Below are 16,076 nucleotides of genomic sequence, written 5' to 3'. Positions count from 1 at the left end.
GTCAAACCCGGCAGCCAAGGAAAGCAATCCCCTTGGATGCTGGAGCTTGTTTCAGCTTGGGGATGTTCTGTGAAGCCACTGTCCTCGTCGCGGGACAAGCCCGCTCGCCACCGGTAGGCGTCGCAGCGAAGGCCCGTTTCTGTGGCGAGCGGGCTTGTCCCGCGACGAGGACAGTGGCCTCACGGAAGATTTCAAAAGCCGAAAGACATCTTCAGCATGACTGACGGCCTGGCGCTTCTCGTTGCGCGGTCGCGCAGAAAGAAGGCCGCAAGTCCTCCGCTCCCATGAGGGGCCGCCAAGTCAATGAACCCTGTGCTGTGACATGAAAAGAACCCGAGATCAGCGTTTCATCACCTCAAGAAACGCTCCCATAAACGCCTGCATCTGCGCCTGCGTACCCACGCTGACACGCATCCACTGCGGCCATGCTCCGAACACTCGACCCACGCGAATACCCCGTTGCGCCAGTGCTTCGATCACAGGTTTGGCGGGTCGACCAAGCGCCACCATGAAGCAGTTGGCCTGCGCCTCGGTACACTGGTAACCGGCCTTGCGCAGGGACTCGGTGGTGGCCTGGAGGACACGTCGGTTGAGATTTTTGCGCTCTGTCACCAGATCCTTCTGCTCCAGGCTGGCGATACCGCCCATGGCCGCGGCGAGCGGGATGAAGTTGTAGCCATTGAGGCGCTGCAGGTCCCGGAGCAATGCCGGTTTGCCGATCGCCAGGCCCAGGCGGGCGCCCGCCATGCCGTAGAGCTTGGAGAAGGTCCGCAGCACCAGCACGTCCTCATGCTCGACCGCCAGCTCCAGGCAGGAAGGCACATCGGCAAAGTGGATATAGGCCTCGTCGATGATCGCCAGGCAACCTTTCGGTTTGTTCCTCACCAGATGCTCGATGTCGGTGCGCGGCGTCAAGGTTCCGGTGGGGTTGTTCGGGTTGCACAGGTACAGCACGCCGGCCGCCGGATCAGCGGCCAGCATGCCGCGCACGTCATGGGCGTGACGGGCATCGAGCGCCACCTCGCGCACGGTCGCGCCCACCGCCCTGGCACCATTGGCCACCGAGTCGTAGGTCGGCGCCGCGGTGACCACGCCGCGATGGCCGGCATGGCGCGCCAGGGCGTATTGCAGGGGCGAACGCGAGCCGCAGAATACCGCCACATGGTCGCTGGGTACCTGGTTCTGTTCGGCGAACAGTTCGATCAGGCGACCTTCGTGTTCAGGAAAATAATGCCCACTCTGGCGCACGCCCTGACTCATGGCCTGGATCGCCGTGGGGCAGGGACCGTAGGGGCTTTCGTTGTAGTCCAGACGGATGATGTCATCGCCCACCGCCGAGTCGGTGACGCCGGGCGTCGAGGTGTCGACCGCCCAGGCGGGTAGGGCGGGTGCAAGCCCGCTCAAGGTGGCTGCGGCTACGAAACGGCGTCGGCTCAAGGCGGACATGGGCACTCTCCCTGCGGGTTATCGGTTTTCGTCACTGTCCTTGAGCACGCGGGCTACACGAAAGCCCAGCCAGTCGCCACGCACTTCGGGCTCGCGCTCGTTGCGATTGCCAGAGCGGGAAAAGATCGGCGGCTCGAGGTAATCGTTGCCGCGAATCTGGCGGTGCGTGCAGGTACCGCCAGTGGTCCAGGCACTGCCGTCGGTGGGCGCGCCGACATAGTCGGTGTGCCAGCAGTCTTCGACCCACTCGTAGATATTGCCGTGCGCGTCGTACACGCCGAACGCATTGGCTGGGAAGCTGCCGACCGGCGCCGTATGGGTGAAGCCATCGCGAGGTCCGTAGGTATTGGCGTGCTTGCTGATCTGGTACTCGCCTTCCTGGTCGAAGGGGAACGGGAAGGGCCCGGTCGAGCCGGCGCGACCGGCGTATTCACGTTCGGACTCGCTGACCATGCGATAGGGTTGGCCGGTCTTTTTCGCCAGCCAGTCGATGTAGCCACGGGCTTCATCCCAGGTCATGCAAACGGCCGGCTGGGTCGGGCCCTGCGGGTAGCTGGGCTTGCCGTTCCTGCACAGGCGGCCCGGACGCAGGTCGCCGTCCGGCAGCACCGTGCGGGTTTCCCGGGCATAGACCTGCCATTGACCCGCGGTCACGTGGAATCGACCGATGGCGAAGGCCTTGGCGAAGGTCACCTCGTGTAGCGGGCCTTCATCTTGCTGTTTGCCCAGTTCATCGTCGGGAGTACCCATCTGGTAGCTGCCGGCGGGCAGTACGACCATTTCCGGGCAGTCCTTGCAGTCCTTGAACACCTCGCCGGGCGTGGTCGGATCGGCGGCAAGCGCCTCGAACGACAGCGACAGGCAGCCGAGGGCAATCAGTGAGGTGAGCCTTTTCATGGGATTCCTTGCGAGTGTCGAGCGACGGGAGGGGCGGCCGGCTTGGCGGCCTGTTGGGCGGCTTCCCACACACGCAGGAAGTTGCCGCCCCAGAGCTTGGCGATGTCTTCGTCGGAATAGCCACGCTGCATCAGTTCGGCGGTGACGTTGCGACTCTGGCTGACGTTCTCCCAGCCGACCACGCCGCCGCCGTCGTTGAAGTCCGAACTGATACCGACGTGGTCGATGCCGATCTTCTTCACCGCGTAGTCGATCGAGTCGACATAGTCGGCCAGGGTCGCCTCGGGTTCGGCGCCGAGGATGTCGTAGAAGGGCGTGAGGTATTCGCCGAACTTCTTCTCCGACCAGATCGAAAAGACCGGGTCGGTAGTGGTGCCCATCTGGGTCTGGTTCTGCACATCGGGCAGGCCATAACGGGCACGCAGGGCGTTCATCTTCTCGATGGTGAGGCGCGAGAACGGCTTGAGGTAGTGCGAGTAGGCGACGATGTTGACCAGGCCGCCGGTGGCCTTGATATGCGCCAGGTCCGCGTCGCCGAGGTTGCGGCGGATGTCCATCAGGCCTTGCACCCCGGTGTGCGAGGCCATGACCGGCGCCCGGCTCAGCTCAGTGACCTGGGTCAGGGCCTGGCTGGACATTTGCGACACATCGATGAGCACACCGAGGTCGTTGAGCCGGGTCACCGCCCGGCGGCCGATGTCCGACAGGCCGCCCAGCGGGTCGACCGAATCGCCCAGGAAGGGCAGCGGGCGGGCCGAGTCGACCCAGCGGTTGTTGCCCACGTAGCCTGGGCCGAATACCCGCATGCCGCGCGCGGCCCAATGGTCGAGCTTGTCGATGTCATCGCCCAGGGGCGCGGCGTTGAGCAGACTGATGACGATGGCGAACTTGCCTTCGCTGGCCAGCCGGCGGAAGTCGGCCGGGGTACGGGCAATGCCGGCTTGGGCGGGGAAATCCTTGGCGATGCTGGTGATGATGCGGTAGCGCACCTCCAGTTCATTGGCCATCGCCGCCTCGAATCCTGGGGTGGGGCGATGCGGCCAGTGGGGCCCGCTCCAGAACTCCGGCCAGGACCAGATAGCGATCGAAGCCCCGCTCAGGCGTCCCTTGGCTGCTTTGACCAGGTCGAACTGGGTCGGGCCGTCACGATCCGCTTCCTGACCGTCGCTGCCGTAGCTCAGCGGCACATCCAGGTGCGCGTCCAGGGCCAGGATGCGGGCTTGCAAGGCATTGGCCCGTTGTTCGATCTCGCGGCTATAGGGGTGTTTTTCCAGATAGACCCAGTACCACCAGGCGCCTGCGGCCAGCAGGAGCAAGATCAGGAGCGCCAATGCCAATAGCCACCTGCGCGAGAAAAGAGACTGCTTCTTCATTTGCCTATGCGACCCGCTTGCGCGACGGCCCCATGCCGTTCGAACGTGTTGGGTGAAACGAGCCGAGGCCGGGAGAATTTACAAACCCTCTAAATCGCGCCTTCGACCATTCGTTTTCGCAGCAGTAGTCACGTCATGAGTACAGTGGATGAAGGTGTCACGTCGAAAGATGCTGGCCGGCCTGGTGGCCGCGAGTGTAGTGCTGCCTGCTGGCTATTACGCGCGGCGCGAATGGGAGCGGGCCCGGGAGGCGGAGCTGAGCAGCGACGAGCCCGCGGTGCCGGTCGACGACCTGCCCAACGCCTTGCTGGGCGAACGCCTCGTGGGCATCTGGGACTGGCGCCTGGTGGACGAGCATCCGGCATTGGTCGAGCTGGCCCGGCCCTTGGAACTGCTGCTGGACGTGGGGCAGGGCGCTCGGGCCCTGCGCGGCTACCTGGGTCGCGCGCCCTATGGCGACGATGGCCTTCAGGTCTATGGCCCCCTGGCCGCCGAACGTCTGCCGGCCGTGCGCTGGAAGATGGTGGCACCCTCCGGGCAGGCGTACGACTGCAAGGCTGTCCTCGATGAGATCTGGGGCGACTGGAGCGAGGGCGGTGGCAGCGCGACGCTCAGTGGCCAGGTACGCCTGGCCGGTACGCAATCCGGCTACTCCGGGCCGCAGGCGCGCTTCGTGGCCACCCGCAGGCCGTTCGTCCAGGCTTGCGAACGCTTGCCTTTCGTGGCCGCCCTGCATGAAGACCTGATTTCTCCGCAGCGACGCTACTACCATCAGCTATGGCACGCCGGTCGAGATCGCTGGCACCGCATCGACGACTCGCGACGGCAGATGGTCCGTGCGTTGGGGTGGCAAGTGGGGCCATTGGGCAAGGAGCGCAATGCACGCGGTCATGACCGCCATCGCAACGGCTCGGGCGAGGACTTCCTGTTCATGCACCGGCACATGTTGCAGGGCGTGCGCGAAGTCCAGGACCTGCGTTCCTGGACGTGTCTGCCCGCGCCTCGGCCGTCCTTGGCGCAAGGCACCCAGGCATTCGTCGACTACCTGAGCAATCGCGATGGCTACAGTGTCCCGCCCAACTGGCAGGCCAGTGACGACGAGGCCTTCACCCAGTGGCTGTATTACGTCAAGAGCAGCCACGGCCTGTACGCCAACTTCCAGCTCTGGGAAGCCCAGCTGCACGACCCGCAGTACCTCAGCACCCTGTGCCTGGGGGAGCTGGGTTCGCGCATCGAACTGGGGGTTCACGACTGGCTGCACATGCGCTGGGCGTCATTGGGGCGCGACCCGGATTCGGGCTACCCGATGGCTTACGCCCGGCGCAATTATGACTTCTCGGACCGCTGGTTTCGCGCCGAGAACGACTTTCTCGGCGATCCGTTCTCCTCCCACGTGAACCCGGTATTCTGGGCCTTCCACGGCTGGATCGACGACCGCCTGAACGACTGGTACCTGGCTCACCAGCAGGCGCACCCTGGCGAGGTCCGGCAGCGGATGGTCGACGGTATCCCCTGGTTCGCGCCAGGGCGCTGGGTGCGCGTGGCCGAGCCCTGGCTGGGGCCGACCCGTGATGGCTGCGGTGCCTGGGGACTGGGCAACGGTGGAGGCACCGGCAAGCTGGATATCGAGACCATGAAGCTGGCGCTGCAGGTCATCTTCAGTCCCGAGGAGGAGGCCGATCGCTTGGCCGATCGAGTGCCACGCCGGCCCTGGTACGGTCGACACCTGGCATCTGGTCCGCGGCGCGATGGTCTGTGATATGTCCGGCAGTGTCACGGCCCTCTTGCTGTCGAAGAGATCCAAGCAAATATGTCCACTCATGACAGGGCATACGTGTGACAAGCTCTTTAAACTTCATGAGAATTATTATAATTTATGTGTCCTGCCGTGCCATTAATTGGCCTGCATCCAGCTTCACTCTCCATCGGACTACAAGGAACGCGCTCTCGATGCCGTCTTCGGGTGTACTGCTCGAGCATTACTACCGTGAACTGGTCAGCTACCTTCGTTTGCGGCTCGGCAGCCGCCATGCCGCCGAGGATATCGCTCAAGAGGCTTATCTGCGGATCCTGGAGCGAAGCGACGATACGCAGATATCCCATCCCCGCGCATTCCTCTATCGGACTGCCCTGAACCTGGTCACCGACGGCCACCGTCGCAACAAGGTCCGCCGATCGGAGACGCTGGAAGTCCTGGAAATCGATGAGCGTTTTTTCGTCGCACCCGCGCACAATGCTTTCGGGCAGGAAGAGCGTCTCGAATTCCTGCAACGGGCGCTGGGCGAACTGAGCGAGACATGCCGCGAGTGCTTCCTGCTGCGCAAGCTCGAAGGCTTGTCGCACATGGAGATCGCCACGCGCTTGAACCTGTCTAAGGCCATGGTGGAAAAGCACATCGTCAATGCCATGAAGCATTGCCGTGTGCGCATGCGCGAATGGGCCGAGGCTTGAGCGGACGCTGACAAAGCTGCGACGCAGGCCGCCGTGGCTCGCGCCACGGTTTCACCTTCGTTGTCGTCTGCCGCTTCAACCGCCGAATGTCAGCACGCCTTTCATCATGCTCGAGTGGAAGGGATAGGAGCAGAAGAACTCATACGCTTCACCGGTTTTCAAGACACTGGTGTCGAACGTGATCGAATCCGTTTCGCCACCGGCGATCAACCGCGTGTGTGCCAGCACGCGACTGTCGCCCGGCTGGATGTAGTCGGCGGCCTCGCCTGCCTTGGCGCCATCGTCCGCCACGCCTTTCATGTCGTCCCTCCTCGTCAGTACCCAGTTATGCCCCATGATGTTCCTGGGCAGGGTGCCCGTGTGTCGCAGGTTCACGGTGAACGCCTTGCAGCTTTCCGACACGGCGATGGTCTTCAGGTCGTAGGTCATCTGGTCGGTGCTGTGAATCACGACCGAGCAAGCGTCGGCGGACCACGCGGCGCTGGACAGGGTCAGGGCGAAAAAGGCGAGGGCAGGGCGAAACATCTGTGATCTCCGCAAGTAGGTGAGACTGTGCCTGGGGTGCATCAGCCCTTTCCTAGACGAAGCGCACACGTCGGAGTTTAAAGCGCCATTGCACGGATGCTCGGAACGAGGCGTGCGGCGCGCATTCGCAGGGCGCCGCGCCCACTCCGTGACTTGCCGTAAAAAATCCAAGTCATTTCCTTAACCCGCCGTAGCCAACTGGTTTAGGCTTATGTAGGAGTTTTCAGCATTACACGTAGTCACTTGTAAGGAGATGCCCATGCTCATCCGGTCATTGACCCTCGCCGTATTGTTCGCCATGGCCGGCCCGCTCTGCGCCGCCGACAGCGATGCCCCCTTGGCCAAGGAAATGGGCAAGTCGAGGCCGCTGGTCGTCATTGCCCCCAGCTCCGCCGACCCGACCCTGCGCGGGCTCAACGAAGCCCTGAAGGATCCGGCCACCCAGGCGGGTTTCGCCGAACGCAACCTGGTGCTGTACAGCGTTGCCGGGATGGTCGGCAAGCGTGAGGACAAGAACCTGGAACAGCAGACCACCATGGCGCTTATCCGCGAGCTTAAGCTGGGCGCGAGCAAGGGTACCAAGGTGATCCTGGTGGGCAAGGATGGGGCGCGGCATGTGCTCAAGGATGACGACAAGGGCGAAAGGCTCGAACCGCAAGTGATCTTCAAGGCCGTCGACGAGTTGCCAGCCACCGAGAAGGCCGTCGCGGCGCCGGAACCGGTGGCAGCGGTGCCCAGCGAGCCGCAGAAGGGTAGCAAGCCTGCCAAACCCGTCAAGCCGGCGGGCCCGGCGAAACCGCCGAAGCCTTTGGAAGATTGAGACGGGCGGGGTAGCTGACCGCCATTCGGTTGGGGGCGCTCGGGCGGCGATAGGCAAGCCATCCGTCATGTCGCCCCATCCCGATCCTCGATCTACTCCCCTAAACGCTGCTCCCGCGACGGCGAATAACCGAAATATGCCGCATAGCACTTGCTGAAATGCGACACCGAGACGAATCCGCAGGCGATCGCCACATCCATCACTGGCAGGTCGGAATATTGCAACAGGCGGCGGCTCTTGGTGATGCGCAGCTCCATGTAGTAGCGACGAGGCGAGGTGCCCAACTGGGCCTGGAACAGGCGGTCTATCTGGCGCCGTGAGCGGCCGCTGTAGGCGGCGAGCTGATCCAGGCTGAGGGTTTCCTCCAGGTTGTTCTCCATCAGCTCGACGATGGTGCGCAGGTGCAGGCTCATGGACTTCTTGGCACCCGGGCCGACCTGGCGATAGCGGGCGCCTGAGAACGAAAGGATTTCCTCGACCCCTTCGGCCAGGGCATCGCCGTCCAGGCGACGCACCAGGCTGAGCATGAGCTCCATCGCGCCATTGGGGCTCGCGGCGGTCAGGCGATCGCGGTCAAGGATGAAGCTCGCCGGAGTGATCCGGCTTTGCGGGCTGCGTTCGGCCAGGCTGGCGCGCTGCTCGGGGTGAACGCTGCAGTCATAGTCCACCAGCACGCCGGCGCGGGCGAGGAAGTAGGCACCGTTCCACAGGCCGCCCAGGGCCAGGCCATGCGCCGCGCAGTCGGCCAGCAGACGGTCGAGCACCGGATATTTGAGCGGTGTGCGCAGCCCTCCACAGATCACCAGCAGGTCATGGTTCTGAAGCGTGCGAGGATCGAGTTCGGTAGCGACCAGTTCAAGGCCGAGATCGCTGAGCACGCGCTCGCCCGACAACGACAGCGCGCTGAAGCGGAAACAGTCGTTGCGCAGCAGGTTGGCGGTCACCAAGACATCCATGGCCACGGTGAAACTGGCCATGGAGAAGTGCTCGAGCAAGACGAAGCCCACCCGGTAAGCCGCCTGACCTTCATCTTGAGAAGACTTGAGCCGCAGCATGTTGGTGGTGCCGGACTTCTTGCTGAAATGGCGGGGGGTGGTCACGGGTAGCTCCCAAGCGATGCAGACAGTTGAGTGTGCGGTGCAGCCAAGGTAAAGACAACTGCACGAAACGTGATGTCGCGCAGTCTGCCGGTCGTTGCGCTCGGCTATGCTGGCAGCTTTCCGATACCCGAGGACCCTTGCTGATGAGATACGTCGCCACGCTGCTGCTGACCCTGCTGCCACTCATGGCTCAGGCCCTGGACTCAGGCGAGCCGCTGGCTCCCTGGACACTGCTCGACCAGTACGATCAGCCTTACAGCCTTGATCGGGAAACCCGCATCCTGCTGGTCGCCCGCGACATGGACGGCGCCAAGCTGGTCAAGGCTGCACTGGCGGATCGGCCGAAGGGCTATCTCGAGGCACGCGATGCCGTGTTCGTGGCCGATATTCAGCGCATGCCCTCACTGATCAGCAAACTGTTCGCCATCCCGGCCATGCGTGACTACAACTACCGCGTGCTGCTGGATCGGGAAGGGCGTGTGTCCAGCCGTTACCCGGCACAGGAAGGAAAAGTGCTCTGGCTGCAACTCGACCACGGCAAACGGGTCGCTCAGCAGACCTACGAAAGTGCGACTGGCTTGAAGACCGCCCTGGAGCGCGCTGCGGTGCATTGATCCGCGCACCAAACTCAAGCCTCCAGGCTCGAAAACAGGGCGTGGAGGTGCCTTCGGCACACGAAAATTCGCATCGAATATGCCTAACTACTTGTAAAGCATGGTTTTTTAGAAACTGGCATGGTCTTTGTCTGTTGTCTTGCATCAACTTGGATACAAGACGGAACTCAGACTATGCCCGACTTTCCCCTTACCTTGGCTGGCTGGCAAGATGCCTACCGTGCCGGCGCCACCCCCGAGTCTCTGTTGACCGATCTGCTCGACAGTTTCGCGGAGCAGGACAACGCCTGGATCTGCCGCGCGACCACGATCCAGTTGGACGCACAGCTGAAGCACCTGGCCCAGTTGCTGGAGCAGGCCCAGGGCGACAGCTCGAAGCTGCCGCTGTACGGCGTACCTTTCGCGGTCAAGGACAACATCGACGCGGCGCAATGGCACACCACGGCGGCCTGCCCAGCGTTCGGGCATGTGGCGCAGGCCGATGCCACGGTGGTTGCCCGCCTCCGGCAAGCGGGGGCCATCCTGGTCGGCAAGACCAACCTCGACCAGTTCGCCACCGGGTTGGTGGGGACACGCTCTCCATACGGCGCGGTACCCAACAGCTTCGATCCGGCCTACGTCAGCGGTGGCTCCAGCGCCGGCTCGGCCAGCGTGGTAGCACGCGGCCTGGTGCCGTTCGCGCTGGGTACCGATACCGCCGGCTCGGGACGCGTGCCGGCCGGTTTCAACAACATCGTCGGGCTCAAGCCGACCAAGGGCTGGCTGTCCACTACCGGGCTGGTGCCTGCCTGTCGCACCCTGGACTGCATCTCGATCTTTGCCCTGACGGTCGCCGATGCCGATCTCGTCGCCCAGGTCGCGGGCGGCTTCGATGCCTCCGATGCCTATGCGCGTCGCAACCCGCAGCGAGCGCCGGTGGCCATCGCGACGGCGGCAAGACTGGCGATTCCGGATCGACTGGAATTCTTCGGTGACAGCCAGAACCAGGCCGCATTCGAACAGGCGCTGGTGCATTTGCGCGAGCAGGGCGCCACGCTGACGCCAATCGATTTCGCGCCGTTTCGCGCCCTCGCGCAGGAGCTCTACCAAGGCCCTTGGGTCGCCGAGCGCACGGTTGCCACCGAGGGCGTGGACCCGGCCGATATGGACCCGGTGGTCCGCGCAATCGTTGCGAATGGCCATTCATACAGCGCCTGCGACAGCTTCAAGGCCGAATACCGGCGCGCCGAGCTGGCGCGTCTGATCAACGAAGCGCTGGCCGATTTCGACGCGCTGGTCGTGCCGACTTCGCCAACGATCAGGACGCAGGCCGAAATGACCGAGGAGCCGGTACTGTTCAACAGCCAGTTCGGCACCTATACCAACTTCACCAACCTCGCCGACCTGGCAGCCCTCGCCGTACCGGCCGGCCTGCGCGATGACGGCCTGCCCAGCGGCATCACCCTGATCGCGCCGGCCTGGCATGACCGCGCCCTGGCCGATCTTGGTCGACGTTGGCAGGCCTCGCTCGAGCTGCCGTTGGGCGCCACCGACAAGCGCCTGCCGCTGGCGAGCGGTTTGCCGCGGTCGACCGACTGCGTTCGAGTGGCCGTCGTGGGTGCGCACTTGAGCGGCATGCCCCTCAATCATCAACTGACCAGCCGCGATGCCGTGTTGGTCGAGCAGACCTTGACCAGCCCGGATTACCGCCTCTACGCGCTCGAAGGCACCGTGCCGCCCAAGCCCGGGCTGTCACGCGACAGCGATGGCAGCGCGATCATCGTCGAGCTCTGGGACATCCCGCTGGCGCGCTTTGGCGAATTCGTCGCGGAGATTCCAGCGCCCCTGGGCATCGGCAACCTTGAGCTGGCCGGCGGACGCTGGGTCAAGGGCTTCATCTGCGAGGCGCACGCCCTGGGCAGGGCCCGCGACATCACCAGTTTCGGTGGCTGGCGCGCCTTCATTGGCGCGCAATCATCCCGTCCAGGCCAGGCTTGAGGAGCACACCATGTTCACTACCGTACTGATTGCCAACCGTGGCGAGATCGCTGTCCGCGCCATCCGCACCCTCAAGCGCCTGGGCGTACGCAGCGTGGCCGTGTATGCCGATGCCGACCGCAACGCACCGCACGTGGCGATGGCCGACCAGGCCATCGCGCTGAATGGCGACAAGCCCACCGACACCTACCTGCGTATCGACAAGATCCTCGACGCCGCGCGTGCCAGTGGCGCCCAGGCCATTTACCCCGGCTATGGCTTTCTCTCCGAGAGCGCGGAATTCGCCGATGCCTGTGAGGCAGCCGGGTTCGCTTTCGTCGGGCCGACCGCCGAGCAGATCCGCCAGTTCGGCCTCAAGCATCGGGCCCGTGAGCTGGCCAGCGCCGCCGGCGTGCCCATGACCCCGGGTACCGGCTTGCTGGAAAGCCTCGAGCACGCCCTGGTCGAGGCCGAACGCATCGGCTATCCGGTGATGCTCAAGACCACCGCGGGCGGGGGAGGTATCGGCCTGACCCGGTGCGACGATGCCCAGGCCCTGCGCGCGGCCTATGACAGCGTCAAGCGTCTGGGCGAACAGTTCTTCAGCGACGCCGGCGCCTTCATCGAGCGCTTCGTCGACCGGGCACGGCACATCGAAGTGCAGATCTTCGGCGATGGCCAGGGCAGGGTGTTGGCGCTGGGGGAACGGGACTGTTCGCTGCAGCGACGCAACCAGAAGGTGGTCGAGGAAACCCCGGCGCCCTGCCTGCCGCAGGCGACGCGCGAGGCGCTGCACCGTGCCGCCGTTCACCTGGGAGAAAGCGTTGCCTATCGCAGCGCCGGTACCGTCGAGTTCATCTACGACGCCGAGCATGACGCGTTCTATTTCCTCGAGGTCAACACGCGGCTGCAGGTCGAGCACCCGGTCACCGAAATGGTCACCGGGCTGGACCTGATCGAATGCATGCTGCAGGTCGCCGCGGGCGACCGCCCGGATTGGCCGCGCATGGCGCAGGCGCCTCAGGGCAGCGCCATCGAGGTCCGCCTGTATGCCGAGGACCCGCTGAAGAACTTCCAGCCAAGTCCTGGAGTGCTGAGCGAGGTGCATTTCCCCGAAGACGTGCGCGTGGATGGCTGGATCGCCAGCGGTACGCAGGTCACGGCGCATTACGACCCGATGATCGCCAAGCTCATCGTGCATGGCGCCGATCGCGCAGAGGCACTGGTCAAGCTGCGCGCAGCGTTGGACGCCACGCGCCTGCACGGGATCGCCAGCAACCTCGACTACCTGCGCCAGGTCGTGGCGGAACCGCGTTTCCTGGCGGGCAAGGCGTGGACGCGCCTGCTCGACGATTTCAGCTATCGGCCCAGCGCCATCGAGGTGCTCGAGCCGGGCACCTATTCCAGCGTGCAGGACTTCCCGGGCCGTCTCGGCTACTGGGACATCGGCGTGCCGCCGTCCGGGCCGATGGACGACTTCGCCTTCCGCCTGGCCAACCGTATCGTCGGCAACCACGAAAGCGCCGCCGGGCTCGAGTTCACTTTGCAAGGCCCGACCTTGCGCTTTCACTGCGATGCCACGATTGCCCTGACAGGAGCCGATTGCGATGCCGAACTGGATGGCCAGGCGGTTGCTTACTGGCAACCGCAGGCCGTGAAGGCCGGTCAGGTACTCAAGCTCGGGCGCGCCAGGCATGGCTGCCGCGCCTATCTGGCGGTGCGCAATGGCATCGATGTGCCCCTGTACCTGGGCAGCCGGTCGACCTTTGCCCTGGGCCAGTTCGGTGGGCATGCCGGACGCACGCTGCGGCCGAGCGACATGCTGGCCATCTCGCAACCGCACCTGGCGGCCTGCACCACGCCGGCGCCGGTCAGCCAACCCCAGGCAGTGGATGCGAGCCTGGTTCCGACCTATGGGGATACCTGGGACATCGGCGTGCTCTACGGACCCCACGGCGCCCCGGACTTTCTTACCGAAGCGTCCATTTCGTCGTTCTTCGAGACCGAATGGCAGGTTCATTACAATTCCAACCGGCTCGGCGTGCGCCTGTCCGGACCCAAGCCCGAATGGGCCCGCGAGGACGGGGGGGAGGCGGGTCTGCACCCCTCCAATGTCCACGACTGCGAATACGCCATCGGCGCCATCAATTTCACGGGGGACTTCCCGGTGATCCTGACCAAGGATGGGCCGAGCCTGGGCGGTTTCGTCTGCCCGGTGACCATCGCCAAGGCCGAGCTGTGGAAGGTCGGGCAGGTCAAGCCGGGCGATCGCCTGCGCTTCCACCCCATCAGCTTCAAGCAGGCCCAGAGCCTGGAGCAGGCTCAGTTGGGTAGCATCCAGGCCATGGCGGCGATCAGCGCCGTGACGCTTGCGGCGCCGACGCTGCAACCGGTCGAGACGTCCTCGGCGACCATTCTCGCCGAGCTGCCGGCTAGCGGCGCGCGGCCACGCGCGGTCTATCGTCAGGCAGGCGATGCCTACATCCTGCTCGAATACGGCGACAACGTGCTCGACCTGGCGCTGCGTCTGCGTGTGCATCTGCTGATGGAGGCGTTGAAGGCCGAGGCCATTGCCGGGCTCGAGGAACTGGCGCCAGGCGTGCGCTCGCTGCAGTTGCGCTACGACAGCCGCGTGCTCGATCAGCAGGCGCTGATGCAGGTTCTGTTGCGCCTGGAGCACACCCTGGGCGATGTGGCCAAGGTCAAGGTCCCCAGTCGCATCATCTATCTGCCCATGGCCTTCGAGGACAGCGCCACCCTGGGCGCCGTGACCCGCTACCGTGAAACCGTGCGCGCCGAAGCGCCCTGGCTGCCGAACAACGTCGATTTCATCCAGCGCATCAATGGCCTCGACACCCGCGAACAGGTGCGTGACATCCTCTTCGACGCGAGCTATCTGGTACTCGGCCTGGGCGACGTCTACCTGGACGCGCCGTGCGCCGTGCCCCTCGATCCGCGTCATCGGCTGCTCAGCTCCAAGTACAGCCCGGCGCGTACCTTCACCGCCGAAGGCACCGTCGGCATCGGTGGCATGTACATGTGCATCTATGGCATGGACTCTCCGGGCGGCTATCAGTTGGTCGGACGCACCTTGCCGATCTGGAATACCTGGCGCAAGAACGCCCAGTTCAAGGACAACCAGCCCTGGCTGCTGCATTTCTTCGACCAAGTCCGCTTCTATCCGGTCAGCGAGGCCGAACTGGACACCTTCCGCGAGGCCTTCCGCGAAGGGCGAGCGCAGATCCGCATCGAAGACGGCGAATTCGATTTCGCCCGGTACCAGCGCTTCCTGGCGGACAACAGCGCCAGCATCGGCGACTTCCAGCGACGGCAGAAAGCGGCGTTCGAGGCCGAGGTGCCGTTGTGGCGCGAGGCCGAAGCTGCGGCGCAGGTCACCGAACAAGCGCCGGCACCGGACATCGAAGGGCTCGATGGACACCTGGTCAGCGCGGACATGAGCGGCAGTGTCTGGAAGGTCCTGGTAGAGGATGGCCAGTGGGTCGCCGCGGGCACGCCGCTGATGGTGGTCGAGGCGATGAAGATGGAGCTGGCGGTCACAGCTCCGGTGGCCGGGCATGTCAAGGCGCTGTACAGCGCGCCAGGCAAGGCGGTCACTCCCGGTGACGCGCTGATCCTGATCACGCCTTCGGAGGCCGCCTGATGCAGCTGCTGGGGCCTCATGGCGGGGGCAGGCCCCGTCCGGAAAACCTGGTCGAACAGATCTACGCCCAGCTCAAGGACGACATCTTCGAGTTTCGCCTGATTCCCGGTGACCGCTTCAGCGAGACCGAAGTGGCCGAGCGCATGCAGGTCAGTCGCACGCCGGTGCGCCAGGCGCTGCATCGCCTGGAGCGCGAGGGGTACCTGATCGTGCTGTTTCGCAGTGGCTGGCAGGTCCGCGCGTTCGATTTCACGCACTTCGAGGAGCTCTACGACGTTCGTATCGTCCTTGAACTGGAGGCAGTGCGGCGGCTATGCGAACGGCCCGAGGGAGAATGCCCCGCCGCGTTGGAATCCTTGCGAGCGATCTGGCTGGTCGCGCCCGAGGCACGCTTGCGGGATGGGCGAGAAGTCTCGCGTCTCGACGAACGTTTTCACTGCCAGCTCGTGGAGGCGGCGGGCAACGCTGAGATGGCCAGGTTGCATGCGCGCATCAGCGAGCAGATCCGCATCATTCGTCGTCTAGACTTCACCCAGGGCCCACGTGTCACGCTGACCTATGAAGAACACGGACGGATTCTCGCCGGCATTCTCGAACGTCGCAGTGACGAGGCCCAGCGAATGCTCCAGGCGCATATCGAGGTCAGCAAGGCAGAGGTGCGCAAGATAACCTTGCACATGCTGCACACCACGCGAGCGCGCGCAATGGCGGGAGGAGAGGGTTAGGCGCGCGGTCTCGATGACACTTGCGAGCAGATAAGAGTGAACCCTCTGCGATCCTGGTGACCAAAGTGAGTACACGCTCACAGGAGATACCTTATGGAAGTCGGAACGATCTGGATCATCATTGCTGCCGTTGTCATCCTGCTGGAAATCTGGGCAATCTGGCACATCATCGGCAGCGACCGTCGTGCTGAACGCAAGATGTTGTGGGTCGTCTTCGTGGTTTACGCGCCTGTTCCCGGGCTGCTGGTATGGCTCTTCATCGGCCCGCGCGCGGTGAAGGGGAAGGTGGTGCTGGAAGAGAAGTGAGGTGTTGGTCGGGGTGGGGTTCGGTCGCTGGCGCGACATGTGCCTGGAAGGCGGAGCGGACTTCGTGCATTCCGACCAATAGGGCAGGGCATGTTCACATCCCGTACTTCTGTTTTTCTCTCGACCTTTCCATGAAGCTCAAGGCCTCGTCGCGGGGCAAGCCCGCTCACCACCTGTGTTCAAGTGGCGAGCGGGCTTGCCC

13 protein-coding genes are annotated in these 16,076 nt (G+C 64.3%); 8 read left to right on the top strand and 5 right to left on the bottom strand.

All coding sequences use genetic code 11. The annotated features are described in order from the left end of the window. Positions 1 to 339: 339 nt before the first annotated feature. The 3 genes from ptaA to G7009_RS04150 are packed head-to-tail and all read right to left on the bottom strand — an operon-like array spanning position 340 to position 3,716. Positions 340 to 1,446, bottom strand: coding sequence for a pyoverdine biosynthesis transaminase PtaA (gene ptaA, locus G7009_RS04160; RefSeq protein ID WP_181128717.1), 1,107 nt, complete (start codon positions 1,444 to 1,446; stop codon positions 340 to 342). A gap of 18 nt (positions 1,447 to 1,464) precedes the next feature. Then, the gene (pvdO, locus tag G7009_RS04155) at positions 1,465 to 2,343 is read right to left on the bottom strand and encodes a dihydropyoverdine dehydrogenase (RefSeq protein ID WP_181128715.1); all 879 of its coding nucleotides are present in this window, start codon (positions 2,341 to 2,343) and stop codon (positions 1,465 to 1,467) included. After that, positions 2,340 to 3,716 carry a dipeptidase gene (locus G7009_RS04150; protein WP_181128713.1) on the bottom strand — a complete coding sequence of 459 codons (1,377 nt, stop codon included), beginning with the start codon at positions 3,714 to 3,716 and terminating at the stop codon, positions 2,340 to 2,342. Before G7009_RS04150 ends, pvdO begins: the two co-directional genes overlap by 4 nt. A 148-nt stretch (positions 3,717 to 3,864) precedes the next feature. Here G7009_RS04150 and pvdP point away from each other — a divergent pair, with 148 nt between their 5' ends. Both pvdP and G7009_RS04140 read left to right on the top strand, forming a co-directional pair. Continuing rightward, positions 3,865 to 5,475 (top strand): pyoverdine maturation tyrosinase PvdP, encoded by a 1,611-nt coding sequence (pvdP, locus tag G7009_RS04145; protein ID WP_181128712.1) that lies wholly within the window; start codon positions 3,865 to 3,867, stop codon positions 5,473 to 5,475. Between the two features lie 191 nt (positions 5,476 to 5,666). Beyond that, positions 5,667 to 6,167, top strand: coding sequence for a sigma-70 family RNA polymerase sigma factor (locus G7009_RS04140; protein ID WP_181128711.1), 501 nt, complete (start codon positions 5,667 to 5,669; stop codon positions 6,165 to 6,167). 75 nt (positions 6,168 to 6,242) lie between these two features. Here G7009_RS04140 and azu read toward each other — a convergent pair whose 3' ends face one another. Next, positions 6,243 to 6,692, bottom strand: a complete 450-nt coding sequence (gene azu, locus G7009_RS04135; RefSeq protein WP_181128710.1) for an azurin — start codon at positions 6,690 to 6,692, stop codon at positions 6,243 to 6,245. Positions 6,693 to 6,951: 259 nt separating this feature from the next. On the opposite strand from azu, the gene G7009_RS04130 reads away from it, so the two are divergent. Further along, complete coding sequence (locus tag G7009_RS04130; protein WP_181128709.1) at positions 6,952 to 7,512, top strand: DUF4174 domain-containing protein; 561 nt, start codon at positions 6,952 to 6,954, stop codon at positions 7,510 to 7,512. A 92-nt stretch (positions 7,513 to 7,604) separates the two neighbouring features. Here G7009_RS04130 and G7009_RS04125 read toward each other — a convergent pair whose 3' ends face one another. Next, on the bottom strand, positions 7,605 to 8,612 hold the full coding sequence (locus G7009_RS04125) for a GlxA family transcriptional regulator (RefSeq protein WP_181128708.1): 1,008 nt from the start codon (positions 8,610 to 8,612) through the stop codon (positions 7,605 to 7,607). A 143-nt stretch (positions 8,613 to 8,755) separates the two neighbouring features. Between G7009_RS04125 and G7009_RS04120 the strand changes: the two genes are divergently transcribed. The 5 genes from G7009_RS04120 to G7009_RS04100 all read left to right on the top strand — a co-directional run bounded on the left by G7009_RS04120 (position 8,756) and on the right by G7009_RS04100 (position 15,874). Next, positions 8,756 to 9,226, top strand: coding sequence for an FAD/FMN-containing dehydrogenase (locus G7009_RS04120; protein ID WP_181128707.1), 471 nt, complete (start codon positions 8,756 to 8,758; stop codon positions 9,224 to 9,226). 174 nt (positions 9,227 to 9,400) lie between these two features. Beyond that, positions 9,401 to 11,203: an allophanate hydrolase gene (gene atzF / locus G7009_RS04115; protein WP_181128706.1), complete on the top strand. Its 1,803-nt coding sequence runs from the start codon at positions 9,401 to 9,403 to the stop codon at positions 11,201 to 11,203. 10 nt (positions 11,204 to 11,213) lie between these two features. Next, a complete protein-coding gene (gene uca / locus G7009_RS04110) occupies positions 11,214 to 14,843 on the top strand; it encodes an urea carboxylase (RefSeq protein WP_181128705.1) in 3,630 nt (1,209 codons plus the stop codon). Continuing rightward, positions 14,843 to 15,568, top strand: a complete 726-nt coding sequence (locus G7009_RS04105; RefSeq protein ID WP_181128704.1) for a GntR family transcriptional regulator — start codon at positions 14,843 to 14,845, stop codon at positions 15,566 to 15,568. Before uca ends, G7009_RS04105 begins: the two co-directional genes overlap by 1 nt. A gap of 93 nt (positions 15,569 to 15,661) precedes the next feature. After that, positions 15,662 to 15,874, top strand: a complete 213-nt coding sequence (locus tag G7009_RS04100; protein ID WP_181128703.1) for a PLD nuclease N-terminal domain-containing protein — start codon at positions 15,662 to 15,664, stop codon at positions 15,872 to 15,874. The last annotated feature ends 202 nt before the right edge of the window (positions 15,875 to 16,076 follow it).

This window comes from Pseudomonas capeferrum (assembly GCF_013523055.1).
GTDB lineage: Bacteria > Pseudomonadota > Gammaproteobacteria > Pseudomonadales > Pseudomonadaceae > Aquipseudomonas > Aquipseudomonas capeferrum_A.
The sequence above is the reverse complement of the archived record's forward strand: the minus strand, read 5'-3'. Positions and strand labels throughout refer to the sequence as shown.

Bases quoted from the DNA above. Each gene is read 5' to 3' on its own strand.
- azu (WP_181128710.1), bottom strand. From the start codon at position 6,692: ATGTTTCGCCCTGCCCTCGCCTTTTTCGCCCTGACCCTGTCCAGCGCC.
- G7009_RS04140 (WP_181128711.1), top strand. From the start codon at position 5,667: ATGCCGTCTTCGGGTGTACTGCTCGAGCATTACTACCGTGAACTGGTC.
- atzF (WP_181128706.1), top strand. From the start codon at position 9,401: ATGCCCGACTTTCCCCTTACCTTGGCTGGCTGGCAAGATGCCTACCGT.
- ptaA (WP_181128717.1), bottom strand. From the start codon at position 1,446: ATGTCCGCCTTGAGCCGACGCCGTTTCGTAGCCGCAGCCACCTTGAGC.
- uca (WP_181128705.1), top strand. From the start codon at position 11,214: ATGTTCACTACCGTACTGATTGCCAACCGTGGCGAGATCGCTGTCCGC.
- G7009_RS04130 (WP_181128709.1), top strand. From the start codon at position 6,952: ATGCTCATCCGGTCATTGACCCTCGCCGTATTGTTCGCCATGGCCGGC.
- G7009_RS04120 (WP_181128707.1), top strand. From the start codon at position 8,756: ATGAGATACGTCGCCACGCTGCTGCTGACCCTGCTGCCACTCATGGCT.
- pvdO (WP_181128715.1), bottom strand. From the start codon at position 2,343: ATGAAAAGGCTCACCTCACTGATTGCCCTCGGCTGCCTGTCGCTGTCG.
- G7009_RS04100 (WP_181128703.1), top strand. From the start codon at position 15,662: ATGGAAGTCGGAACGATCTGGATCATCATTGCTGCCGTTGTCATCCTG.
- G7009_RS04150 (WP_181128713.1), bottom strand. From the start codon at position 3,716: ATGAAGAAGCAGTCTCTTTTCTCGCGCAGGTGGCTATTGGCATTGGCG.
- G7009_RS04105 (WP_181128704.1), top strand. From the start codon at position 14,843: ATGCAGCTGCTGGGGCCTCATGGCGGGGGCAGGCCCCGTCCGGAAAAC.
- pvdP (WP_181128712.1), top strand. From the start codon at position 3,865: ATGAAGGTGTCACGTCGAAAGATGCTGGCCGGCCTGGTGGCCGCGAGT.